The 25848-nt window shown below is 36.9% G+C and carries 23 protein-coding genes and 2 pseudogenes; 8 read left to right on the top strand and 17 right to left on the bottom strand.

Annotated features, from left to right (window positions below):
- Nucleotides 1-10: 10 nt before the first annotated feature.
- Nucleotides 11-3139 carry an efflux RND transporter permease subunit gene (locus tag B6A32_RS02785; protein WP_085301211.1) on the top strand — a complete coding sequence of 1043 codons (3129 nt, stop codon included), beginning with the start codon at nt 11-13 and terminating at the stop codon, nt 3137-3139.
- 72 nt (nt 3140-3211) lie between these two features.
- On the opposite strand, the gene B6A32_RS02780 is transcribed toward B6A32_RS02785, so the two are convergent.
- Both B6A32_RS02780 and B6A32_RS02775 read right to left on the bottom strand, forming a co-directional pair.
- On the bottom strand, nt 3212-4099 hold the full coding sequence (locus B6A32_RS02780; RefSeq protein ID WP_085301210.1) for a cation diffusion facilitator family transporter: 888 nt from the start codon (nt 4097-4099) through the stop codon (nt 3212-3214).
- Nucleotides 4086-4817: a transglutaminase-like domain-containing protein gene (locus tag B6A32_RS02775; RefSeq protein WP_036985254.1), complete on the bottom strand. Its 732-nt coding sequence runs from the start codon at nt 4815-4817 to the stop codon at nt 4086-4088. Before B6A32_RS02775 ends, B6A32_RS02780 begins: the two co-directional genes overlap by 14 nt.
- Before the next feature lie 77 nt (nt 4818-4894).
- Between B6A32_RS02775 and cadR the strand changes: the two genes are divergently transcribed.
- A complete protein-coding gene (cadR, locus tag B6A32_RS02770) occupies nt 4895-5284 on the top strand; it encodes a Cd(II)/Pb(II)-responsive transcriptional regulator (RefSeq protein ID WP_085301209.1) in 390 nt (129 codons plus the stop codon).
- 275 nt (nt 5285-5559) lie between these two features.
- On the opposite strand, the gene B6A32_RS02765 is transcribed toward cadR, so the two are convergent.
- The 8 genes and pseudogenes from B6A32_RS02765 to B6A32_RS02730 all read right to left on the bottom strand — a co-directional run.
- Nucleotides 5560-5865, bottom strand: coding sequence for a hypothetical protein (locus B6A32_RS02765; RefSeq protein WP_085301208.1), 306 nt, complete (start codon nt 5863-5865; stop codon nt 5560-5562).
- A gap of 2 nt (nt 5866-5867) precedes the next feature.
- Complete coding sequence (locus B6A32_RS02760; RefSeq protein ID WP_143327859.1) at nt 5868-6272, bottom strand: hypothetical protein; 405 nt, start codon at nt 6270-6272, stop codon at nt 5868-5870.
- Nucleotides 6273-6283: 11 nt separating this feature from the next.
- On the bottom strand, nt 6284-6625 hold the full coding sequence (locus B6A32_RS02755) for a hypothetical protein (protein WP_085301206.1): 342 nt from the start codon (nt 6623-6625) through the stop codon (nt 6284-6286).
- Nucleotides 6622-7662 carry a hypothetical protein gene (locus tag B6A32_RS02750; protein WP_085301205.1) on the bottom strand — a complete coding sequence of 347 codons (1041 nt, stop codon included), beginning with the start codon at nt 7660-7662 and terminating at the stop codon, nt 6622-6624. The genes B6A32_RS02755 and B6A32_RS02750 overlap by 4 nt, the downstream gene beginning before the upstream one ends.
- Before the next feature lie 218 nt (nt 7663-7880).
- Entirely contained in the window at nt 7881-8240 is a 360-nt protein-coding gene (locus B6A32_RS02745) for a hypothetical protein (RefSeq protein WP_085301204.1), read from the bottom strand.
- A 343-nt stretch (nt 8241-8583) separates the two neighbouring features.
- Complete coding sequence (locus B6A32_RS02740) at nt 8584-9030, bottom strand: hypothetical protein (protein WP_077283698.1); 447 nt, start codon at nt 9028-9030, stop codon at nt 8584-8586.
- A gap of 413 nt (nt 9031-9443) precedes the next feature.
- Nucleotides 9444-10829, bottom strand: a complete 1386-nt coding sequence (locus tag B6A32_RS02735) for a PhoH family protein (RefSeq protein ID WP_077283700.1) — start codon at nt 10827-10829, stop codon at nt 9444-9446.
- Between the two features lie 225 nt (nt 10830-11054).
- Nucleotides 11055-11900 (bottom strand): annotated as a pseudogene (locus B6A32_RS02730) (PIN domain-containing protein); the annotation flags it as partial.
- Between the two features lie 409 nt (nt 11901-12309).
- On the opposite strand from B6A32_RS02730, the gene rapA reads away from it, so the two are divergent.
- From rapA to B6A32_RS02715, 3 genes are all read left to right on the top strand, one after another.
- The gene (rapA, locus tag B6A32_RS02725) at nt 12310-15222 is read left to right on the top strand and encodes an RNA polymerase-associated protein RapA (protein WP_085301202.1); all 2913 of its coding nucleotides are present in this window, start codon (nt 12310-12312) and stop codon (nt 15220-15222) included.
- A gap of 92 nt (nt 15223-15314) precedes the next feature.
- On the top strand, nt 15315-15998 hold the full coding sequence (gene rluA, locus B6A32_RS02720) for a bifunctional tRNA pseudouridine(32) synthase/23S rRNA pseudouridine(746) synthase RluA (protein WP_085301201.1): 684 nt from the start codon (nt 15315-15317) through the stop codon (nt 15996-15998).
- A gap of 113 nt (nt 15999-16111) precedes the next feature.
- On the top strand, nt 16112-17128 hold the full coding sequence (locus B6A32_RS02715) for a DUF3530 family protein (protein WP_085301200.1): 1017 nt from the start codon (nt 16112-16114) through the stop codon (nt 17126-17128).
- Between the two features lie 30 nt (nt 17129-17158).
- Here B6A32_RS02715 and B6A32_RS02710 read toward each other — a convergent pair whose 3' ends face one another.
- Nucleotides 17159-17539 carry a YacL family protein gene (locus B6A32_RS02710; RefSeq protein ID WP_085301199.1) on the bottom strand — a complete coding sequence of 127 codons (381 nt, stop codon included), beginning with the start codon at nt 17537-17539 and terminating at the stop codon, nt 17159-17161.
- 436 nt (nt 17540-17975) lie between these two features.
- Between B6A32_RS02710 and B6A32_RS02705 the strand changes: the two genes are divergently transcribed.
- The 3 genes from B6A32_RS02705 to B6A32_RS02695 all read left to right on the top strand — a co-directional run bounded on the left by B6A32_RS02705 (nt 17976) and on the right by B6A32_RS02695 (nt 22842).
- Complete coding sequence (locus B6A32_RS02705; RefSeq protein ID WP_158088441.1) at nt 17976-18635, top strand: substrate-binding periplasmic protein; 660 nt, start codon at nt 17976-17978, stop codon at nt 18633-18635.
- Between the two features lie 76 nt (nt 18636-18711).
- Complete coding sequence (locus B6A32_RS02700; protein WP_085301197.1) at nt 18712-19527, top strand: hypothetical protein; 816 nt, start codon at nt 18712-18714, stop codon at nt 19525-19527.
- Nucleotides 19528-20034: 507 nt separating this feature from the next.
- Nucleotides 20035-22842, top strand: a complete 2808-nt coding sequence (locus tag B6A32_RS02695) for a bifunctional aconitate hydratase 2/2-methylisocitrate dehydratase (RefSeq protein WP_085301196.1) — start codon at nt 20035-20037, stop codon at nt 22840-22842.
- 188 nt (nt 22843-23030) lie between these two features.
- On the opposite strand, the gene B6A32_RS02690 is transcribed toward B6A32_RS02695, so the two are convergent.
- The 6 genes and pseudogenes from B6A32_RS02690 to B6A32_RS02670 all read right to left on the bottom strand — a co-directional run bounded on the left by B6A32_RS02690 (nt 23031) and on the right by B6A32_RS02670 (nt 25842).
- Nucleotides 23031-23390 (bottom strand): hypothetical protein, encoded by a 360-nt coding sequence (locus B6A32_RS02690; protein ID WP_085301195.1) that lies wholly within the window; start codon nt 23388-23390, stop codon nt 23031-23033.
- Nucleotides 23391-24084: 694 nt separating this feature from the next.
- Nucleotides 24085-24210, bottom strand: a complete 126-nt coding sequence (locus tag B6A32_RS19195) for an RHS repeat-associated core domain-containing protein (protein ID WP_233131302.1) — start codon at nt 24208-24210, stop codon at nt 24085-24087.
- Nucleotides 24211-24267: 57 nt separating this feature from the next.
- Nucleotides 24268-24795, bottom strand: a complete 528-nt coding sequence (locus B6A32_RS02680) for a GNAT family N-acetyltransferase (protein WP_085301193.1) — start codon at nt 24793-24795, stop codon at nt 24268-24270.
- Nucleotides 24785-25066 (bottom strand): type II toxin-antitoxin system TacA family antitoxin, encoded by a 282-nt coding sequence (locus B6A32_RS02675; RefSeq protein ID WP_085301192.1) that lies wholly within the window; start codon nt 25064-25066, stop codon nt 24785-24787. The genes B6A32_RS02680 and B6A32_RS02675 overlap by 11 nt, the downstream gene beginning before the upstream one ends.
- Before the next feature lie 215 nt (nt 25067-25281).
- A pseudogene (locus B6A32_RS19140) lies at nt 25282-25389 on the bottom strand (Type I secretion system protein TolC); the annotation flags it as partial.
- A 231-nt stretch (nt 25390-25620) separates the two neighbouring features.
- Nucleotides 25621-25842, bottom strand: coding sequence for a hypothetical protein (locus tag B6A32_RS02670; RefSeq protein WP_085301191.1), 222 nt, complete (start codon nt 25840-25842; stop codon nt 25621-25623).
- Between the last annotated feature and the right edge of the window lie 6 nt (nt 25843-25848).

The raw sequence follows: 25848 nt of genomic DNA, 5'->3' as shown, positions 1-25848 counted from the left end.
GAGACGCAATATGATTGAATCAATTTTGCGTCTTGTAATAAATAGGCGCTACTTAGTATTAAGCTTGCTGATGGTAATCATCGGCGTTGGTATGTGGAGTTATCAAAAACTTCCCATTGATGCAGTTCCAGATATAACAAATGTACAAGTACAAATAAATACTTCTGCCCCCGGTTATTCACCATTAGAAGCAGAGCAAAGGGTAACTTTTCCAGTAGAAACCGCGTTAGCTGGACTACCAAAGCTGTCTCACACCCGTTCCCTATCAAGATATGGTTTATCCCAAGTAACCGTTATCTTTGAAGAGGGAACAGGTATTTATTTCGCACGCAACTTAATCAATGCCAGACTATCTGCGATAAAAGGCGTTATTCCCTCTGGCTTAGAGCCAGAAATGGGTCCTATTTCTACAGGGCTTGGCGAAATATTTATGTATACAGTGCAAGCTTCTCCTGACGCTAAAATGTCTAATGGAGAACCTTATACCGCTATTGCCCTGAGGGAAATTCAAGACTGGATCATTAAACCGCAATTGGCTCAAGTTAAAGGCGTCATTGAGGTCAACAGCATCGGCGGCTACAACAAGCAATATCACATCACGCCGAAACCTGAAAAATTACTTTTTCATCGTGTAAGCTTTGAAGAAATATCTGATGCATTGCGTAAAAACAATGATAACCGTGGCGCTGGCTATATTGAGCAAAACGGACAGCAAGTGTTAGTACGCTCCATTGGGCAACTAGCGACAATGGATGAAATCCTCAATGTCATCATCAAAAAGAACGATGGTATTCCTGTAAAAATAAGTGATGTTGCCAATGTTGCTATAGGAAAAGAACTTAGAACAGGGGCTGCTACTCGTAATGGCATTGAGACAGTGCTTGGTACAACCATGATGCTGATTGGTGAGAATTCTCGTACCGTTGCCTTAGATGTAGAACAGAAACTCAGTGAAATACAAAAATCTCTTCCAAAAGGCATTATCGCAGAGCCTGTTTATGATAGAACAACGTTAGTAGATAAAGCGATTGCAACCGTTACCAAAAACCTCGTTGAAGGTGCGCTATTAGTTATCGTTGTACTTTTCTTGTTGCTTGGAAATTTACGCGCCGCATTAATAACAGCCGCCGTAATACCACTATCAATGTTAATGACAATTACAGGTATGGTACAAGCAGGAGTATCTGCTAACTTAATGAGCCTTGGTGCATTGGACTTTGGTTTGATAGTGGACGGGGCTGTCATCATCGTTGAAAACTCTGTTCGTCGGTTAGCTGAGGCGCAACACAACGGTCATAGGCAAGACCTAAGGGAACGACTAAATACTGTTTTTGAAGCCACTTCAGAAGTCATACGTCCAAGCCTGTTTGGTGTAGCCATTATCACAGTGGTATACATACCCATTTTCACCCTAACTGGTGTTGAAGGGAAAATGTTCCATCCTATGGCGGCAACTGTCGTAATGGCGTTAATATCAGCCATGATCCTTTCAGTTACACTGGTTCCTGCTGCTGTTGCGATATTTATGAAAGGTAAAATCAGCGAAAAAGAAAGTGTTGTTATTCGTTCAACCAAGTCTATCTATAAACCATTGCTAATTATGGCAATGAAATTTCGTTGGATTATTGTTTCATTTGCAACGCTGTTAATGGGGTATAGCCTTTGGTTAGCAACTACGCTTGGGACAGAATTTGTTCCACAATTAAATGAAGGTGATATTGCACTACAGGCGTTAAGAATTCCTTCGACTGGCCTAGAGCAATCAGTAGAAATGCAAGAAGTACTTGAAAAACGTATTAAAGCATTTCCTGAGGTTGATAAAGTATTTTCGCGCATCGGTACTCCAGAAGTTGCGACTGACCCAATGCCACCGAGTATTGCTGATATCTTTGTTATATTAAAACCACGCAAAGATTGGAATGAACCTTCAAAACCGAAGAGTGAATTAGTTGAAGAAATGGAAGAGGTATTGAAAAACATTCCTGGCAACAACTATGAATTCACTCAACCTATTCAAATGCGTTTCAATGAATTGATTTCAGGTGTTAGAGCAGACGTAGGTATCAAAGTATTTGGCGATGATTTGGATCGGTTATTACTGACCGCAAAAGATATTCTAAATATTGTGAAAACCGTCGATGGTGCAGCAGATGCCCGAATGGAACAAGTCACAGGTGTTCCATCTTTATCGGTAATCCCTAAACGCGAAGCGCTTGGTAGGTATGGTTTGAGTGTTACTGAACTGCAAGACTGGGTTGCCACAGCAATAGGCGGTGAATCTGCGGGGATCATTTATGAAGGTGACAGACGGTTTGAGTTAGTTGTTCGTTTACCAGAGCAAATAAGAACGGATATCGATGGCTTGAAGTATCTGCCGCTTCCACTTGAGAATGGTAACTATGTGCCACTTGAAGAAGTTGCAGAGCTTAAATCAGAGTATTTACCTGCTCAAATTAGCCGTGAGAACGGAAAAAGAAGAGTTGTGGTTACCGTCAATGTACGTGGTAGAGATTTAGGCGGCTTTGTAAAAGAAGTAAAAGCTAAAATTAATCAGGAAGGAGAAATCCCAGCAGGGTACTGGCTTGATTATGGCGGAACGTTTGAACAGCTAGAGTCAGCTAGTAAAAGATTAAGCTTAGTAGTACCGATTACATTAGTTGTTATCTTAGGTATTTTGGTTATTGCATTTGGTTCATTAAAAGATGCATTAATCATTTTCAGTGGCGTGCCTTTAGCATTAACTGGGGGCGTATTTTCTCTTTATTTAAGAGACATGCCTTTATCTATTTCGGCAGGTGTCGGCTTCATAGCATTGTCAGGTGTTGCCGTATTAAATGGCTTGGTTATGTTGGCTTTTATTCGAGACCTTTGGCATGAAAAAGGCGATCTTTACTTAGCGATCATTGAAGGTGCTATCATTCGTTTAAGACCTATTTTAATGACGGCACTAGTTGCAAGTTTAGGTTTTATTCCAATGGCGCTAAACACTGGAATTGGAGCAGAAGTACAACGACCACTAGCAACAGTTGTTATCGGCGGTATTATAACTTCTACCATTTTAACCTTGTTTGTATTACCTGTTTTATATCAGTGGGCGCATGGCTCAGAGATTAGTAAACAGCAATCTGACGAAATTTAATGCCCCAAAAGCAGCTTAATTTATGTTTAAGCTGCTTTTATATTTAATCTTTTTTATTTCAACTTTTAAAGTTTAATTCGCATCGTCTCGGCAACTTTCATTTAAAAACTCAAACTCTATCGTCGTATGCGATAAATGATAGGAAGCTAATTTAGTTGCAACTTCTTGTTTAAGTCTAATTAAGTTTTCAACTTCAAAGTTGTCACTCAGCTCAAGATGAGCTGTTAAAACGTGACTTTCACCATCTAGTGACCAAAAGTGCATGTGATGGATACCATTAACTTCTGGAAATTCCATTAATGATTGTTTAATACGTTCTTGGGTCTCTTTATCTGGTGCCGCTTGAAGAAAAAGCACCAACGTTGATTTCAAGTTTCTAAAAACGTTAAACAAGATAAATAGCGTAAACCCTATTGATAATAGAGGATCTAATATCGGCAGTTCAACGAACAACAGTACAATGGAGACTATAAGAACAGCAACCCAACCAAGTACATCTTCAAGTAGATGCCATGTCAGCACTTTTTCATTTAGTGTTTCACCCGCTTTTAATTTAAATACCGCATATCCGTTAACGACAACACCGAGTATGGCAAGTCCCAGCATCCCCTCAACTACAGGCATTTCAGGATTGGACAACCTCGGTATTGCTTCAAATAAAACCCAAATAGAACCAATAATCAAAACGATACTATTTACCAATGCACCAAAAAGTGTAAGTCGGCGATAACCATAACTGAATTTGTCTGATGCTTCTTTATCTGAAAAACGACTTAAAATCCACGCAAAACCTATTGAAAGACTATCACCAAGATCGTGAACTGCATCAGCCATTATCGCGGTACTGTTGGTTAGCCAACCGCCAATAAATTCAATAATAGTAAATATCACATTAAGAAAAAACGCCCAACCAATGCGGTCGTTTTTTTCATGATGGTGACTGTGACTATGGTTGTGCATTTTGTACCTCCAGTGCTTTTGTATTTCTAATTTTTGATACATTCATATTAATCAAATGACGGATCACGCGTTGATACAACCAACGTTTTACTCCTGATAAATTTGTGCCTTTTTCTAGGTAAAATTCATCAGGGGAATTATAAAGTCCAAAGTCGTCATGGATACCTTCTTTTTGAATATAGGTATCCTCTCCACGCCAATCTGTATCTGGTGATGAAAAGCACTTTGTCGCAACACCATAACCACAAAAATCATCTTTTTCTTGGTTAAACTTCTGCTGTAGTGAGGTTAAGTATTGCCTATCTAATATAAAGCCCTCTAAATTAATCCAGCGCCCATCAAAATAAACTTCTACCCAACTATGGATAATATATTTAGGTGCTAGCCAAAATATATAGCTGGGAATGGCACCTTTTTGTAATTGCTGATCAATGGTAAAACCATGGAAACGACACTGGATACCTAATCCACGCAAGAGTGCCATTAATAGATTACCCTTAGTATTACATTGCCCATAACCATCTGCTAGCACATCGCTTGCTGCAATATCATCGCTTTCATTATAGCCGAAGAGAATCTCATCTTTTACAAACTGATAAGCGGCACCAATTTTGTTGAAATCATCCAAATTTTTCCACCCTCGTTTATTAATAAGAGATTGGATATTCTTGTGTTCAAAATTAACAACATTCGTATTATTTAAATATTTCTCAGCCATTTTATACTCCGGTTAACTTGTATATTATTACTATAAATCCTATAGTAACTATAGAGTCAAGTTTGTTAGGGAATTTTATGAAAATAGGTGAGTTCTCAAAAAAATCAGGTTGTTCAATACAGACAATTAGATACTATGAAAGAGAAGGATTGCTGTTAAATCCAAACCGTTCAGAAGGTAATTTTAGGTTGTATGATAGTAAAGCACTTAAACAGTTGGAATTCGTAAAGCACTGCCGAAGCCTTGATATATCACTCAATGATACTAAACGCCTATTAGAGTTAAAAAATAAGCCAGAAGAAAGCTGCTCTAGCGTTAATGCATTAATTGATCAGCAACTCGCATTAGTGAATAAGCGTATGAAAGAATTAAGAGCGCTTAAAGCAGAGTTACAACAGATGGCAAGTGCTTGTGGCTCAAACAATACTATTGAAGCATGTGGGATCATTAAGTCACTAGATAGTTAATCTTTTTAAGGCTATGCAAGCAGAATATAAATCGTTAATACCTACTACTGTTAATACCTACTACTGTTAATACCACTTTGTTAAGATTTACCAACAGTAATTGCACGCTCCGACATAAAATCATCTGATGCAACATCAACTGTTCCAAAATATGAATCCCAACTTTTCCCTTCAAAAGCAGTAATCAAGTCAACTAGTTGATGAAACTCACCTCCAGATTCTGAAAGATGTTGAGCATCCCAGAGTTGATCAAGCCACTTTAACGCAGACGTTAACTATTCCTGATTACTTATTTTATTTGCTGACAAGATATCTTTTACATCAATTCGTGAACCACTATCATGCTTTTCATCATTAGGCTCAATAACAGTTAAACTATCACCGCACATATCAGCAAAGCACTTCTGGCAGAGATCAATACTGATTTGATTGCCATCACCGTGAATACTTCCATAGCCACATTTATGATCAATACTTATAAACTCATGAAATTCGTAGTCATCTTGAGTTGCTTGTTCTCCACAACCATCACAAGTTAGTTTAGAGATCACTTTAACAACTTTATCTTCAAAATTTTTCATAATTACTCTAAGTTTTTTTGCTGATTTTTTAATAGCGTTAACTCTTCAGTGTTCTTGTCTACAGACAATAAAACAAGGCTATCTTCGGTTAATAAAATGCATCGTTTCAACGGATGATGATGATCATCTAACCGCCTCAATATTGAGTTTAGCTCGCGTTTAAACTTAGCTGACCTAAGCACCTTGCAGCTTAAGTTGGCAATTTCTAGGCTGGAACTACCCAGGCTTTTGAATTCAATCAAATCACCAACTTCAAAATAGTCACTGAATTTATCTTTTGGCAGTGAAAATAATACACTGCTATCTGAATCATCTTCAAATGCAGTTGGGCACCTATTTACTTTGACTTCAAAATTTTCATTGAGATGATCGACTGAGGTCATTATTGCTCTTTGACTATGTTTCATTTGACCACCGTTCAATGTAATCGTTTTGCATCTTCACGCTCTAATTTCTCTCTTGCTTCAATTACTTCAGCAGGTGAAAGCAACAAATGTCTCATGACTACAAATTCAGATAATCTCAACTCAAAACTTTCGGGTTTATCATCAGTGACATAATAATTCTCACTTTTTGTAATAAATTCAAAATTATTTTGTGATTGAATTAGTGATGTTATTACCCTTTGCCCTTTCTCAAATAGATACGTTTGATCTGAATGAACAATACCGAATAACATTTCCCCAAGAAAAATTTTCTCATCATTATGGAAATCAAAAACACTCAATACTGTTGCTTCTTTTAAGAATGTTTTTATCATAACGCATTCACCAGCCAATCTACGTGAGCAAAAGGTCGCAAGATCATTAGGTAATAGGAGTTATTGAAAACAATTCGAAATTTACATGCATCTTTACGAGATAAAAGTGAATCATTAATCCATTGGTTTTTCGATGAATAGCACTTTTCACCGTCCTCGATTTTGTTCAGAAAAATGCACTCAAGAGTTAATCTTTCACTTCCTAAATTTAAAATAAACACCTGCTTTTCTTCAGTATCTTTTATCCGAATATTAATATTGGGGGCGTGTCCAATGTCAGTGATTGACAAATGCGGTGATAATTGGAAACCATATACCAAATAGTTTTGGTTATTTATTTTAAAATAAGAAGGACTGCGGTCAGGAGTATCTGATTCAAAATTTGATAAGCAATCACAGCTATCAGCTACCCATTTTATATGTTCATCTATTTTTATTCTTTCTTCGTTTGTTTTAGCAGATGAGTCATCTGATTGTACTAGATCTGTATGAAGTGAATGCTTTACGTTATCAACAGAGAACTCATCAAATGAAACTTTTGTTGCTAGAAAACGGAATGGTATTTCATTGATTAACAAATCAGTGCTTAAAACAGCTTGATTATCTTGCAATGAATCAAAACAAGGTCGCCATTTAAATTCAATATGCTCGGCATCTACAATGTATTTTGACTCATTTTCGAGACCAAATAATTTGAATAGGTTTGATATTAGATCAATTTTAGAAATATTTATTACTGTCTTCGATTCTAGTCGAATCGCCATGTGTTCTATTTCTAAATGAAGATCTTTAATTAACTCTTTATCTTCCACTTCACATATCAATAAGTATTTTAACTTTTGATATTCTGATAAAGCCCCAAAACTTGATGCATAATTAAATTCAGCTATTGAGTCGCATAAATCTTCAAAGTCTATATGTTGGTAGACACTTGTTGCTAATAAATCATAACCAAATGATTCAGGTAAATTTAGGGATTTTGCAAGAAGTTTAGATTGGAGTGTTAACTTTAGGGTTAATGTGTCTGATGTGATCATTTAGTTATCCATAAATTAAAACAAACAACAGCCTACTAACGCCAGTTTGTTAATTATGAAAACCAAATTTTTACGGATGCTCTGCTTCATCGTTCATACTTAATTATAAATATGTGTAGGCATAGGCTGTCCGTTCAGCCTTCATTACCAATATAAATGAGTGAAATGTTGTTGTAAACAGGGAGTAATTATACATATCTGTATAATTTAAAAGGATTTTATTTTGTTTTTCTTTTGAAATCAGTTAGTTCAATACCGAAAATTTCAACAACAGTATTTTCATTTATTTTTATATTTTCAACCCTTTCTTTAAAGCGAGACAAAATATTATTCATATCTGTATGAAGGAACTTTAGAAGGAAGTCTTCTGCTCTTGGGTGTAAAGCCGCTAATATCAGATTTTGATTTTCAAAGGAGTCAGACTTCAGCAATGAAATTAACTGTCCATAACTATCACAGCCATAAACAACATAGGACAACATTTCTTGGCTTTGGCCAAGCGGAATAGATATTTTTTTTGAAAGCCTTTTTGCTTGCCTTTTAACATTGTTAAGCAAGTCTTCATTATTAAGCGACATGTTTTCACCAATACAAAAATACGCAACAAAAAGCCCACGCTCTTTTTGTCGAGTAAATTTTATTGGTACACATTCGCTACGCGAATTTACAATCTATTCAAAGTATATCCATTTCGTTCATTATCGTGGGAACTGGCCTCTTTGATACGGCCTGACTTTACAAGATTAAACATACAAAGCCATGTCTATTATTACACTAAATTCCACTTTAAGTAATATGATAAACAGTTTTTACTGCATTGATATTATTCATCAAGGTAATACATATCATGGCTAAAAGATTTTTCTCGATGAGGGGAACTTTAATACGAGCAGCGTCCATAATTAGGAGGATTGAAGCACATTAAGCCGTTTCCATTGGAGCCGTAACAAATAGCCCTCCATTACTTACTATATCTTTAAATACACCTGAAATAGCATAATCAACTAATGCTGCTGTCGCAGCTTCTAGAAATTTAATAAGGACTTCGCCATAGTGATTGTGATATTGATAAGACATTTTTAAATCTGTCGCAAATTTAGATTTGTTGAAAACATACCTTGCGAAATCTTTTCTTTGTTGAAATGGTAAGTACTGACCGTCAATAAAATATAAATATTCGATGCCTTCATCATCAGCCACACTTACATTTTGTTGAATTAAAATTTTTGAAAATTCGTACCCTTTGATTATTTCAAATAACATAAAGTGCAGGATTTCCTGATCTTTATTGCTAAAATCTTTTCTGTTAAGTAGCTCTTTCTTCAACTCTTCTGTTAATTCACTTTTATAAAAACAATTTACGCTCATTTTCTTACCTTAATATTATTATTTATGTCATCTCCTATTAATTAACTCCTACCAATCATTTCCTCATAGTTAATATATTGAAATCTATACTAAAAAACAAATACTCTAAATATCATTTGGCATTGTTTTATAAATAAAACAGACCTAAAAAAAGTGAGCAAGATTTATCTATCACAAGTGTGATTTGAATTTACAAAATAAAGGTAAATATACGAGTGAAATTGAATGACATTCAAAAGAAGATTATTTATCGCGTGTGAGATTGATTCACTACCTAATAAACCAGCGCCTTTTTACTTAGATCACATCACTCTATTTGGCCTGCTAAGGTGGAGGCTGGCCTCTCTAACAGACCATAGCTTAATTAAAAGCTATGGCTGTTATTACATATTTAAATCAATTGTTAATTAGGTCTAAAAATTCTTTTCTGTGAAATCAGCTAGAGAACTTCTTTCAACTTCATCAAATATCAAAACACTACCTTTTTCATAGTTACGATAGATATTAACTGCTGCACTAGCTCCTGATGATGCAGGAGTAACGAACCTATCATCAATTTGCGCAAGATTTCCAAGTACGATAGTTCGGCAGTTTTTACCACCGCGACTAAGCATTCCTTTCATTTGCGCTCTCGTCATATTCTGAGCTTCATCAATAATGAGAACGGCATCATCAATTGATCTACCTCTAAAATAAGCCATGGAAGTAAACTCTATATTAGCTCTATCGATAATATGTTCGACAGTAGCGCGAGTACTCTTTTCATCATCTTCATCGTCTGAATGCATTGAAATCAAAGCATCTGTAACACCAGCTAACAAAGGTAATGATTTTTCAGTTAGATCACCTGGGAGGAAGCCCGGATCATCATCCATGAAATCTCGACTTCTCACGACAACGATTTTTTTATATTGTTTTAATTCAAGAACTTGGTGTAACCCAGCCGCAATCGCTAAAAAAGTTTTACCGGAACCCGCAGGGCCAAGGATGATATTTAGATCAAAATCAGGATCGGTAAGTTGATCTAAAGCGACTGCTTGACGTTGATTCTTAGGAAGTATTCCCCATATTTTTTCAGGTTTTCTTTGAAGTAATGTCGTAAAGATATGTTCATCAGTTACTTCCTTTATTTTCCCAACGTGACCAACTTCATCATACCAATACATATTCGGCTGAGCTTCGTCGTTAAAAATATCACGATTGAAACGGTATAACTTTCCAGACATCGCAAAATCTTTTTCTTCTTCACAGCGATCAAACAGGTCACCAGTAAATGATTGAACTCCTGTGTAGAGTAAATCAACATCCGAAATTTGATTATCGACAAGTACATCTTCGGCATCAACACCAATTGTCCGTGCCTTTAAGCGCATATTGATATCACGACTTACAATCGACACATCTTCCTTTAATGTATTTTGCAAATGAAGTGCGTAATTGATAATACGGTTATCAGCATCACTACCGATTGCATGCTTTAACTCTTTAGCAAAGTCTATCTGAGTATCAATACCAATGAATAATTTACCGCGCTTAGCTGTCTCAGTTGACGGTAAATCAATTCCCTGCTCCATCTCTTCAGATGAATGACCATTAATGATGTCCTCTAGCATTCTAATGACTGCACGAGCATCTTGAGATACATTTTTATCAGTTCGTTCTTTTAAATTGTCTAGTTCTTCAAGCACGGTTAGACAGATATATATATCATCTCTGTATGCTAAGAGACTCTTAGGATCATGTACTAAAGCTGATGTATCGAGTACACGTGGATTTCTATTTTCGTTTGAATTTTTCATTATTGATTTACCTCAAGATTATTTTTTATTAATCCGTGACTACTAGTTAAATCCATAATTATTTTATTTTTAAACATAACACTCTCCTAAGAATAATTTAGAAGGAGTCTTAATTTGATTAGTGAATGAGAAGTTTTTTATAATATTTCTTTGTAAAAACTGAGCTATAGACTTTATTTTTACTGAGGTCTGCACAAATATTGATATTATTGTTGACGTAATACCCGTCTTACCACAGCCTGCCGGCCCTGTAAGAATCACTAAATCAATAGCAGGGTCGAGTAGCGCATCCATCGCCATACCCTGATAAATATTTTTTGGATGAATACCCCAAGCTTGTTTCGCCATTAAGCGCTCTCGGCTTAAATCTGCTATGGCGAGTTTCTCATGATCTCCGCCAGTAATTTTCCCGGCAAAGTGCTCGCCTTCATCTATTAAGTATTCATTAATATAACTATTAGGTAATAAGTCGCGTTTTATATAATGAGTGGTATTACGGCCTTGGGTTTCGCTTTCGCACTCCTTAACATGCTGCCAAAAATCACCGGTAAACTCGTGATAACCTTTGGTTAAAAATTGAATGTCGTCAATAAGCTGATCGGTGCGATAGTCTTCAACAAAAGCAAGTCCTGCGCCTTTTGCTTTTAAACGCATGTTAATATCTTTAGTAACCAGTACTACTTTATTGTTTGGGTTTGTAGCTTGTAAATGAATGGCTGCACTAATAATGCGATTGTCATTTTCATTAAACGACAGCTTAACTTTACTTTCATCAAGCGCATAGTCGTTAAAAATAGATAAACAGCCACTTGGGTGTTGTTCATTATTTTGCGGTAGCTTAACGCCGGCAAGCACTTGCTCTGGTGAAGCGTTAACTAAAGTGTCTTCCAGTGCTCTGATAGCAATGCGGGCATCTCGACTTACATCTTTATTGCGGTCTTTAATAGAGTCTAGCTCTTCTAAAACCGTCATGGGTACTACAACATCGTGTTCTTTGAAAGAGAGGAAAGCGAAAGGTTCGTGTAATAATATATTGGTATCTAAAACGTAAATAATTTTATTTATTGTCATATGAAATCCTTATCCAAGTTGAAGGTTTCACGGCAATACTTGTTTAGAAAATACTGCGAAAAACCACAAAAGATTGATAACTTATCTCACCAAAATAATTTATTGCTTCGTTCATTTCTATCATTGCTTTTACAATCATAGAATTAGCTTTTCTATTAAGCTAATAACCACTTTACAGTTTATTTATTAGCAAGCAAGTAGCTTTTTTGAATTATTTAAATTTGTATTAAGCACATTATTACTACTGTGAATGCTGTGCTAAAAAATACAAGCCTCTATTCTGTAAATTTTCAGCAAAAAACTACACTTTTACTGATTTATTTAATGATCACTTCTATGATTAACGATATTATAGCGCCTTTTTTTTACGCGTATTTTTACGCGAGTTAATGAGTTGGAGTTTTTGTTTATGTCATTTTACCCTGGGCAACGCTGGATTAGTGATAGTGAGTCAGATCAAGGGCTAGGCACCGTTACCGCTGTCGAAGGTCGTTTTGTAACTATCGTATTTACGGCAACAGGGGATGCGAGACAATATGCTATGGATAACGCACCTTTAACGCGCGTTATTTTTAACGAAGGAGACAGCATTCCAAGCCATGAAGGCTGGACGCTAACCGTTGAATATTCAGAAGAAAAAAACAACTTATTAACTTACTTTGGTGTTAGGCAAGACACAGGTGAAGCAAGTTCAATTAAAGAAATGATGATTGATCATTTTATTAAATTTAACAAACCGCATGATCGCCTACTTAATGGCCAGATTGATCGCCTTGATTGGTTTCGCCTAAGAAAAGACTGTTTACATCATCAATTTAGCCAGCAACAATCAGATTTAACAGGCCTTAGCGGTGGTCGTGTTAGTTTAATTCCTCACCAGTTATACATTGCTGAAGAAGTGGGCAGCCGCTTTGCCCCAAGAGTTTTGCTAGCTGATGAAGTAGGTTTAGGTAAAACCATTGAAGCAGGTTTAATTATTCATCAACAGCTAGTTACCGGTCGCGCTAAACGTGTACTTATTATTGTGCCAGAATCATTAATGCACCAATGGTTGGTTGAAATGTTACGCCGTTTTAATCTGCCGTTTAGTATTTTTGATGAAAGTCGCTGTGAAGAAACTTCAGATAATGGCGAAGGCGAAAACCCCTTTAGCCAAGAACAATTGGTACTAGTAAACCTTGGCTTTATCACTAAAAATCCTCGCTGGTATGAAGCGATGATTGATGAAGACTGGGATTTAATGGTGGTTGATGAAGCACATCATTTAAATTGGCAGCAAGATAATGCCAGTATTGAATACCAATGTATTGAGCAATTAGCTCAAACCATTCCTGGGGTTTTACTATTAACTGCAACACCTGATCAGCTAGGTCACGAAGGTCATTTTGCTCGTTTACGATTGCTTGACCCTGATCGATTTTTCGATTATCAAAAATTTACCGAAGAAGAACAGCATTATACTGAAGTTGCTGATGCCGCTAATACGTTAATTACCGATGAACCATTGGCTAATGAGCAAATAACAACGCTAACCACATTATTAAGTGAAGCTGATGTTAGCGCACATATTGCAGCAATAAATCATGCTGATATAACAGAGCAAAAAAATGCTCGACAACATATTCTTGACCAGCTTTTAGATCGCCACGGCACAGGTCGTATTCTGTTTCGTAATAGTCGCAATACTATTAAAGGCTTCCCTGGGCGTGAGTTACACTCAACACCGCTGGTTATGCCTGATGCTTATCAAGAAGCCATTAATGAGTTATTACTCTCGGGGACCGCTGAAGATTTGAAAGCGCAACCACAAGCAAAACTCATTTTTACCCCTGAAACGTTATTCAGCTTAGACAGCCATGAAGATTGGTATGATATTGACCCACGCGTTGACTACTTAATCGAGCTGTTACAATCGCTGAAAAAAGAAAAAGTGTTAGTTATTTGTGCCAACGCGCAAACGGCTATCGACCTAGAAACAGCCTTACGTGTTAAAGAAGGTATGCGCGCAGCAGTATTTCACGAAGGTTTAAGTATTTTTGAACGTGACCGCGCTGCCGCTTACTTTGCCCAAGATGAAGATAGCGCCCAAGTGCTGCTATGTTCTGAAATTGGTAGCGAAGGCCGTAACTTTCAGTTTGCGCACCATTTAGTATTATTTGATTTACCGCGTAACCCTGACTTACTAGAGCAACGTATCGGCCGTTTAGACCGTATTGGACAAACTGAAACTATTCGAATTCATGTGCCTTATTTTGAAGACTCGGCACAAAGCTTACTGTTTAAATGGTACAAGCAATCTTTAAATGCCTTTGAGCATACCTGTATTACGGGCCATGCAGTATTTAATGCTTTCGGTGAAACCTTATTCGATTTAGCGTTGAGCGCGAGTTGGGACACCAAAGAAGCTGAAACTTTGATTGAACAGAGCCATGAAAAACACTTAACGATCAAACAAGATCTAGAATCAGGTCGAGATAAGTTACTTGAATTACATTCTTCTGGCCAAGGTAAAGCCCACGCTTTAGTGGAAAAAATTGAGCAATTAGATCAACAAATTCATTTACCACAATTTATGTTCCAGATATTAGATGTTTTTGGCATTCAACAAGATGATAAAGCTGATAATGCCATTGCTTTGCAACCTTCTGAGCATATGTTGTGTGCTAACTTCCCATGCTTACCTGAAGACGGTACAACCATAACCTTTAATCGCCAAACCGCATTAGCCGTTGAAAACTACCAGCTAATTACTTGGGACCACCCTATGGTTCGTGGCGCGATGGACTTGGTATTGTCTGACGAAACCGGTAATTCAAGTATTGGTTTACTTAAGAATCCTGCGCTGCCAGCCGGGACATTCTTCTTAGAGTGTATTTTTACCCTAGAAGCTATTGCGCCAAGTAACTTACAACTCGGTCGTTACTTACCAACAACGCCTATTCGTATATTGGTGGATAAAAATGGTAATAACCTTGCTGATAAAGTGAGCGAAGCTGTGTTAGATCAACAACTATCACCAGTGAAAAAGCAAGTGGCCTTGCAACTAGTTAAAGCACTAAGAAGCCAAATAGCGCCATTAGTGGCTAAAGCTGAAACACATGCCGAACAACAAACGGCAACCATACAAGCAAGAGCACTTGCTGGAATGCAAAATGCTATGGATGAAGAGCATCAAAGATTAACAGCACTTAAAGCAATAAACCCAAGCGTACGTCAGCAAGAGGTTGATTTTATTCTAATGCAAAAAAGTGCTTTAGCAGACTATATTGAAAAAGCTAAAATTCAATTTGAAGCAGTTCGTTTAATTGTAGTTAGCAACTAATTTTTAGTTACTGAATAGAAAAGCGCAACAATATAAAGGCTACACTTAGTGTAGCCTTTTGTTTAAGACACCTTCAAAAGGAAACCCACAAGATGGCTGCTAACCCTGACTTTATTTATCAACCACCCATGAGCCCATATCTTGATATTATTTATCAAGATAACGATATTGTTGTGCTTAACAAGCCTAGCGGATTATTAACTGTACCGGGGCGTTTACCCGAGCATCAAGATTGCTTACAAAACAGAGTGCTAAAAGTGCTACCAACAGCCACTGTAGTGCATCGCTTAGACATGGCCACTTCGGGTATTATTTTACTGGCGTTAAACAAACCAGCTCACGTTAATATAAGTCGTCAATTCGAGAAAAGGCTAACCAAAAAAAGTTATATTGCGCGCGTATTTGGAAAAGTTGAAAATTCACAGGGCTCTGTCGATCAACCTTTAATTTGTGATTGGCCCAATAGACCTAAACAGAAAGTTGACCATGAACAAGGCAAAGCAGCATTAACCCATTATCGAGTATTAAGTTACGATGCAAATAATGACAACCAAATAACCACACTGTTAGCGCTAACACCCGTCACAGGTCGTTCTCATCAGTTAAGAGTGCATATGTTATGTTTAGGGCACCCCATTATTGGCGATCGACTTTATGCACATCCGCTAGCTTTAAATGCGAGTAATCGCTTGCAATTACATGCTCAAATGCTACAAATAACGCATCCCGTAAGCGAGAAAACCTTAACTTTTACTAAAGACTGTCCCTTTGATTAATACTAAAAATCACGTTGAATAATTAAAGAAACTTTCGTTAGCGACGATATACACATACAGGCTTATAATAAAGTTGCAGCACTGACCATTAACAGTTTGAGGAAAACTTTTTTATGCGTTTGAATATAATTCCCTTCGTTTTTTTCATATTTTTAGCTGTAGATTCACTTCAGGTGAATATTGCTTTTGCATTACCATTTCAGGCCAGCCAAGAATCACAAGAGCAACAAATAGAAAAAACGCTAAACGTGGATAGCAGCTCAACTGAAGCTACTGAAAGTAATACTAAAGCTGCTAATGCAGAAATATCACCAACCGACACCGACGCAACAAAAGAAAAAACACCTAAAGACGACCATCAACACCAAGTTGTTATCAACCCACCCGTAGATATTTTTCAACAGCAACAACAAGATATAAAACATTATTTAGCACAAGAAAAAATTAGCCCATTAGTTGTTGGTTCAAACAGTTATCTAATCGCAACTAATGAATACACCACGCCTGTTAACAAAGGTATTATGGTGCTAATTCCAGATTGGCAACAAAGCATAGCAACGCCCAATGCGCTTAATCAACTGCGTAAAAATATGCCATCAAAAGGTTGGACAACGATAACCTTACATCCACCAAACAAACCTCAAGGTTATCCTTCGCAGGCATTAACAGCAGCAGAAAGGCAAACGCAAGATACTGAAACACTTGCTAGTTACAGTAAAGATTTTGCTGAGATTATGCTCGCGACCATTGAACAAGCAAAAGGTTATCCTGGGGCAATTATTGTTATTGCAGAGGGTAGTAATAGCGCGGTATTGCTTGATATTTATCAACAAGGCTTAGTCGGCTCACCTGCAGCAATGGTTATGCTTAGCAGCTATATGTCAACACAACCAGCCAGTGAAAAACTCGCGCAGCAAATGGCTGATACAGATTACCCAATACTCGATTTAACCTTAAAGCGTGACCATTATTTAGTGCACGCTAACGCAACATTAAGAAAAGATTTGGCCAAAAAATCGATGAAAATATACTTTCGACAAAAGCAGCTGAATAATCAAATGATCGGTTATTATCCTAAGGGAAGCTTAACGAAAGAAATAATAAGCTGGCTCAGCTCAATGGGCTGGTAGTTTTTAGATGAAAGCATTTATTTTTTAATGCTACTTTTTCTCGACAAACTTGGCCCAGGAAAGCAGTAACTCTCGAAAATCTTCATGACCGCAGGAAGCAGTGTCTTGTTGATCAAAATCGATATCTTCTTCAATCAAAGAGTCAGGTAAAATTTCTAACCCATCCAAACTTGCATTGGTTTGAATTGTCACATCACCTCGATTAAAAACAACCGTATACTCGTTACCAGTAATGGTAATTTCAGTTTGCTTCTCAGCTTCAATATCAGCCATAGCAGACAGCAGTTGTTTAAGCTTTTCCGTATCAGTGCCAACCTCAACCTCTAACCAAGGACCAATAACTTCATGATCAAGTGAAAACTTAGCAATAGCACTACCTGTTAGTGGATCATCTATAAATTGATATTCCATACCTACCTCGTTCTGAAAATGTTTAGGGCGAATTTTGTTTTTTCGTCACTAACTAGAATTTAATGACGTAAAATGATGGTGTAATCTATTGATATTTAGTTAGATAGTTGTTTCGACAACCCTATAAACCTACTAATATTTTACAGAATAGCTTCTAATAATAACAAAGACATTGCTATAATCGTGATCACTGTTAATTGTAGCAAACACCCAGTTTTTAATACAAGATTATCAAGCGTAATAAAATGTACATGCTTTCTTTGATGTAATAAGGAGACGGTTTATCATAAATAATAACATTAACTTCACTCCCTTAATCATGCGCTTAGCTCAAAAGTTACCATTGAAAGTATTGGCTACTTTACATTGCTGCCTGTTATTTTTAATTATCTCAATAAAAGCCTCATCACAGCCCTTACCCCTTATAACAGTCGCTATGTATATTGAACCGCCATTTTCCGATATCGTCGACGGCGTATTTGTTGGCGAAAATATTGAAATTGCTAATTTATTAGCAAAAAAAATGGCAACAAAAGCAAAGTTTATATATTGCCCACCTGCTCGCTGTTTTGCATTTTTACAAAATGGACAAGCAGATATGATGATTGCGATCCGTAAAACGCAAAGTCGAGAAAAGTTCCTTCATTACCTTGAGCCGCCGATTAAAATTCAACACTTACCATTACAGTTTTATATTCGTTCTGATAGCAATATCGTGCTCGATAAATATCAAGATTTACTACCTTTAAAAGTAGGTGTATTAAGAGGCGCTTCATATTTTGATAAATTCGATCACGACACACAACTTACAAAAGTTCCGCTAATTAATTATCAGCAACTTGTTGATATGTTATTAAAAGGTCGTATTGATACCTTTCTTGAGCGTGAAGAAACCATAATGCCCTGGGTTGACCAAGACGTTTATAAAACCAAAATTAATTTAGCAAAGTTTGTATATGATAAAACGGTAGGCTCTTATATTGTAGTATCTCGTAAATCACCATTAAGGGATAACATTACGCAATTGTCAGCCGCTTTAAAGTCGCTATCAGACAGTGGCGATATTCAAGCTATAACCAATAAAATAAGAAACTAAGTTGAACTACAATTGAACTTACGAACAGATATATCGTCTATAAATTACCACTTAGCTAGCCAACATTGATATTACCGTGCAAAAAGGAACTTACCTTGCCATTTTATTTTCCCTTGTTGTTCACGGCATTATCTTACTTTTAATTATTAGCACTCAATCAAATCAGCAAAAACCAGCTAAAGAAATTAGTCACCCTGCCCCGATAAAAAGCTTTATATACTATGCCCCAAATGCTGCCAAACCTCTAACACAGATAGTAAAAAAAGACGTGGTAGAAAAGCTAAGCAAAACCCAAAACATTGAAGACAAACCGCTTAATAATGATCAGCCAAAAGCCAACTCAACTGCTAAAAAAATCAATAAATCGCACGAAAAAACTATTAACAAAGCGAGCAACAATACGTTAATAAAGCCGGCGTTCAGTCAAGCTGAGGCTAAAATGAATAATTCAATACTGGGCTCAACTACACCGCCCCCTGAAACCAAACCTTCACCCGAGCCTATTCCATTACCTAAAAATAAAAAACTTGATAGCTTTACACAATTACAAAGGTTACGCAGTCAGTTAAAGAATAAGGCAACTTTAGCTGTAGATAACCCATACCAAGATGCACAGCCTCCTTCTATTTTTAACCCGACAGTAAAAGCTGTTCCCCATTCAGTTCCCCTAAAAGATGAAGAGAAAATACGTGAACAAAACACTAAAAACATGGGCGCAGGAATAGCGATTACCAAAGGGGAAGATGGGTTATGTTCGGTAACACAAGACATGAGTGCTTACGGGTTAAGCGAAGGTTCATCCACACAATTCTTTAATTGTGGTGAGTCAAATTTTGATAAAAGCTTTCGCGAACATATGCAAGCAGTTAAAGCCAAGCTGGGTAAAAAATAACGTAAATGTACTATGCTTTTGAGTAAAAGAATATCGCTAGCACAACATTTTTACGTTAATTCTTTTGCTCAATGTTCAATAAGGTTAAGAGTACATTTAATCATTGCCATATCTGCACTTAATGAAACCTATTACTGTGAAGAAAGCCCCAAGACTTAATTGTTATTTTTCACAATATTATCAGTAAGTAAGCAAACAAGACCAACCAGTATAACCGTTCTTTCTACCACATATACACATCATGAATAGTGCTTATTAAACCAAGTGATTACTAGTCCTGAAAAATTCAGGTAGAATATAGCCAAATTTTTTACATTGCTGGGCACTATTAATCTTTGCGATTAGACTTTGTACGAAGAAATTGTAATTGATCAATAACCAAGGGGTACTTCATAGATATTCTATAGAAGTTTTCTTGCGATAATCGACCAAATTCAACAATACTTAGTTATGCTTAGCTGTGATGAGTTACATTGTTATTAGTAAATAAGTCAGAGAGGGAATCAAATGAGTCTGTATTTAGAATATATCGCAGAAATTGAAAATCGTAAGAACGAGCTAGGTCTTGCACCAAAGCCGATTGATAGCGCTGAGTTATTGGCTGAAATTATTGAACAAATTAAAGATCAAGGCAACGAGTACAGAGCTGAGTCACTGAATTTCTTCATTTATAATACTTTACCTGGTACTACAAGTGCCGCAAGCGAAAAAGCTAAATTCTTAAAAGCTATTATTCTTGGTGAAGTTTCAGTAGCAGAAATTTCAGTTGAATTTGCCTTTGAATTGCTTTCTCACATGAAGGGCGGCCCTTCAGTAGAAGTACTACTTGATTTAGCTTTATCTGACGATGCATCGGTTGCACAACCTGCCGCAGAAGTATTAAAGACCCAAGTATTTTTATACGATGCTGATACTGCTCGCCTTGAAGCAGCATTCAAAGCCGGTAACGCCATTGCTAAAGATATTTTAACCAGTTATGCAAACGCTGAGTTCTTTACAAAGCTGCCTGAAATAGACCAGAAAATTGAGATTGTTACTTATATTGCTGGTGAAGGTGATATTTCAACAGATTTATTATCTCCTGGTCATCAATCTCATTCTCGTGCAGATCGTGAATTACATGGCAAATGCATGAGCACGCCAGAAGCGCAAGCAGAAATTAAAGCATTACAAGTTAAGCACCCTAATGCGACAGTTATGCTTATCGCAGAAAAAGGCACTATGGGTGTTGGTTCATCGCGTATGTCGGGTGTTAACAACGTTGCACTATTAACCGGTAAGCAAGCAAGTCCATACGTACCTTTTATCAACATTGCACCTATTGTTGCTGGCACAAATGGTATCGCTCCAATCTTCCTAACAACAGTTGATGTAACAGGTGGTATTGGTATTGACCTTAAAAACTGGGTTAAGAAAGTAGACGCAAGTGGTAATACCGTTGTTGACGCAAATGGTGATGCCGTGCTGGAAGAATTGTACTCAGTCGCTACAGGTACTGTATTAACTATTGATACCAAAGCGCATAAATTATTCAACGGCGACCAAGAGCTTGCTGATATATCATCAGCCTTTACGCCACAGAAAATGGAATTCATGAAAGCTGGTGGGTCATATGCTGTAACGTTTGGTAAGAAACTACAAACATTTGCCACAGAAGCTTTAGGTGTTAAACCTGTAAGCGTATATGCATCTTCAAAAGAAATTTCGCATGAAGGCCAAGGCTTAACGGCTGTTGAGAAAATATTCAACCGTAATGCTGTTGGTGTTTTATCTGACTCACCATTGCACGCAGGCTCAAACGTTCGTGTTAAAGTAAATATTGTCGGCTCGCAAGATACAACTGGCCCTATGACATGTCAGGAATTAGAAGCAATGGCTGCTTCTACTATTTCGCCAATTGTTGATGGTGCTTTCCAATCAGGTTGTCACACAGCATCTGTTTGGGATAGTAAAGCAAAAGCGAATACGCCTAAGTTAATGAGCTTTATGAACGCGTTTGGTTTAATCACAGCACGTGATCCTAAAGGTGTTTATCCGGCAATGACGGATGTTATTCATAAAGTATTGAATGATATTACCGTTGACGACCGCGCTATTATCATTGGTGGTGACTCGCATACACGTATGTCTAAGGGTGTTGCCTTTGGTGCCGATTCAGGTACGGTAGCAATTGCACTGGCAACGGGTGAGTCTGCAATGCCAATCCCTGAATCAGTGAAAGTGACCTTTAAAGGTCATATGAAAAAATACATGGATTTCCGTGACGTTGTTCATGCAACACAAGCGCAAATGCTGAAGCAATTTGGCGGTGAAAACGTCTTCCAAGGTCGTGTAATCGAAGTACATATTGGTACGTTAATGGCTGACCAAGCATTTACTTTTACCGATTGGACTGCAGAAATGAAAGCAAAAGCTTCAATCTGTATTTCTCAAGATGATACCTTAATTGCATCACTTGAATTAGCGAAAAGTCGCATTCAAATCATGATTGATAAAGGCATGGAAAACCCAGCGAAAACACTTCATGGTTTAATTGCTTTAGCTGACAAACGTATTAACGAAGTTAAGTCAGGTACTTCACCTGCACTAAGACCAGATACAAATGCTAAATACGCGGCAGAAGTTGTTGTTGATTTAGACCAAATCGATGAACCAATGATCGCCGATCCAGATGTAAACAACGACGATGTATCTAAACGTTATACACATGACGTTATTCGCCCTGTTTCTTCTTACGAAGGTAAGTCGGTTGATTTAGGTTTTGTTGGTTCATGTATGGTACACAAAGGCGATATGCAAATTATTGCGCAAATGTTCCGTAATATTGAAAAACAAAACGGCACTATTGAATTTAAAGTACCATTAGTTGTAGCGCCGCCAACATACAACATTGTTGACGAACTTAAAGCTGAAGGCGACTGGGAAATACTACAGAAGTATTCAGGCTTTGAATTTGACGATTCAAACCCGAAAACCTCAGCACGTACTAAGTATGAGAACATCATGTACTTAGAGCGCCCTGGTTGTAATTTATGTATGGGTAACCAAGAAAAAGCTGCACCTGGTGACACAGTAATTGCTACATCAACACGCTTATTCCAAGGTCGTGTAGTAGCAGATACTACTGAGAAAAAAGGTGAATCACTATTGGGTTCAACACCATTAGTTGTGCTTTCTTCTATGTTAGGCCGCTTCCCAACTATGGCTGAGTACAAAAATGCTGTAGACGGTATTAACCTTACAGACTTTGCGCCACCAGTTGAAGCATTAACAACGCTAGGTACTGCTGCAGTGAAAATTGCTGATCCAAGCTAGGTTTAAATAAGTTAATTTTACTTACCGTAAAAAAGTTAGAAAATTAATCGTCATAAAACAAAAGGGTTACTTTACAACATTGTAAAGTAACCCTTTTTTATAACATCAATTTGATTAATTTAGTGTTCGACTTTTTCATGAATAATCATGAACAGCTAATTAATGAATTTGGTTCAACAGCTGAGACATTATTTTTCAGTAATTATGCTAGGACACTCTATATTGGCAGATAACGACGGCATGATCATATTTGGAAACGCCAACTTATCATCAAAGCGCTCAACCCCTTCAAGCACTTCAATTTTAAAACCATAACTTTTACAAATACGTAATGATCTACGCATTAAAAAAGTAGCTAACTTACTAAACTCAGTATTTTGCTTAGCAATAACCTGTAGATTAACCTTACCGTTTTCTAAATCAGTTTGTTTAAATTGCACTTCGTGATCAAAGTCCCATTGCGATGCGCCATTTGGCGTTTCAATATTTTGTGCACAACCCAAAAGCATAGCCAGCGGCAATAGAACCAATACGTTAAGTTTATTCATACAACCCCATATACAACAAAATTAATTAAATACACATTACACATATGACAATAAATGAAAGTGAGCATGTTACCCACTTTCATTGTAGATAATAGTGTTAATTGGCAGAAAATACTACGCTATCAATAAATGCAGCATCTTCTCCTCCGCTTACACTGCCATCTTTAACATAATTAAAGCCGATTTCGTGCAGACCCGACTCAATAATGATCTCATTTTCTTGCCAGCTCTGTGTACTTTAAGTTTTTTCTATAGTTAACATCACCGTTCACGATTATTAATCAAGTGTCGAATAGCATAGCTAATACTGGCGATAGTAAAAAGCAATGTCGACAACCCATCATAACTTTTACCTTGCTCTGTATTAATGGTTATAAAACCAAGAAGCAAAAACCAGATTGAAACAATAAGTAAAAACTTCCTTTTCTCTTTTATAATAAAAATAAGTAAAAAAGAAAATATTGTTGCTATAGCATATAGCCCTATATTAGAGCTCATGATCATGCTCAACACTAGTGTTAGAGTTTATTGTGCTTGTATTTGTCATACCTGTACCTTTTATTTTAACAGTTGACCTAATCTTATCTCCTTATAATTAAAGAGACACTCATTCTAAATACTTCAGAAACCGAGGTACATCACCTCTTTGGCTCCAAAAGCAGCCATAAATAAAGCCCCTTGCGGGGCTTTAGGTTCAAAAAATAACGGTGGGTGTCTTTGTTAATTTGTTGAAAGAATTTACAGGGTTTGCAACCGTATAACCAACAGGATCATTCGAATAAAACCGCCCGATAACTGGATCATAGTATCGTGCCTGCATATAAATAAATACGGTTTACGATCCAGCTAGATTCTTAACAATATATTTTATAAATGACTAGCCCAGCAACTGATTAATAACCTCAATACTTAAAAACATTTTAGCAATATCATCACTTCCACCACTATCTAATCGCGTGAATCCCAAACTCAAATAGAAGTTTGTAGCTTTAGGATCTGCATCTAGATATAAGCCATATACTCCTATTTCTTTCGATGCCCGATGAACACGATGCAAAGCATCTGACATCATTTTCTTTCCAATACCTTGCCCTTGAAGTGACGAGTCAACGCCTAACATGACTAAACGAACACAAGGAATATCTCTTGGTAAACTACCTTTAGATAACTTTTCTAATTCATCTGCCTGAAGTTTAAATGACGTTAAGGTGTAAAAAGCAGAAAACCGATCATTTTCGTGTGTATCAAGCAATACATAGGCTTGTGAAAAACTCTGGTTTACCTGCTTTTTTAAAGAGGAGTGAACAAACTTACTAATAACCCTATTGCCACAATCGAATTTCTTCTGTTGAAAATATGACGATGTTGGCTCAAATTTTTCTATTACAAATTGATTATCGCTCACTAAATGTCCCTGCTGATAGTAATTCCTTCAGACCATCAGTAGGCTTGGACGGTTTAGATAATGCTGCAAATAATGCATGTTGCTCTTGTCTATCAAGTTGAAGTTTTTCATTCAACTCAACAACTTCTCTGGCTGCTTTTAAAGCAGGCATCATGATAAATGTGGTCATATCTACACCACGTAGCATTGCTGCTTGTGCCAGTAATTCTTTATTTTGCATCGTTGTTTTTAAATCCAACCGTGCATCTTTTTTCAGTGCTAAGGCTACCATCTTAGAATCCCATACGTTTAATATACGTACAGTATAGTGACTTCTCCCCCAAAGTTCAACATACGTCTGCTGTACGTATTTTTCATTTCCTTTAAAAATTAAAGAGTGACACTCATTCTAAATACATCACCTCTTTGGCTTCAAAAGCAGCCATAAATAAAGCCCCTTGCGGGGCTTTAGGTTCAAAAAATAACGGTGGGTGTCTTTGTTAATTTTGATAAGGTGTCTTCACCGCATAAAAAAGCGCGTCGAACACAACGCGCCACACAATGATAATACGGGGTATCTACTAAACTGATTTGCTGCTTCCTTGGCGTAGCCATAACTCACCTGAGATAATGTTGTGGGGTTTTCTTAGTTTAGTTCAGTGTTCTGTAATTTCAATTTAGGATGGGTGTCCTTTTAATTTTTATATAATCGTAATAATGAACCATTGTATTCTATGGGAAAAACAAATGAATACAACATGTTGTAAGTATAGTTCAATCACAGCAAAGCGAAAGAAAATAAAGCCTTGACTAGCGAGGCTTTGGATTCAGGGAATTAAAAGCTGACTAGTTCTCCTTCTCACCAAAATAAACAATCGCCCAAGAAGCAATGAGTGAACCAACAAACATTATCAGCAAACCAAATAAAACACTCCCAACAGTAATATATTCAAACCCATCATTAGATATATTGATGCCTGTTCTTATAGCTGCAAAAATAAACATCAAGCCAAATATTATTTTGAAAATTGCAAATATAAACATATGTTGCTTCTTTTTAAATTTCATCGTATT

Origin of the sequence: Colwellia polaris (genome assembly GCF_002104515.1) — a bacterium.
Taxonomy (GTDB): domain Bacteria; phylum Pseudomonadota; class Gammaproteobacteria; order Enterobacterales; family Alteromonadaceae; genus Cognaticolwellia; species Cognaticolwellia polaris.
This window is presented reverse-complemented; position numbering and strand designations above follow the sequence as displayed.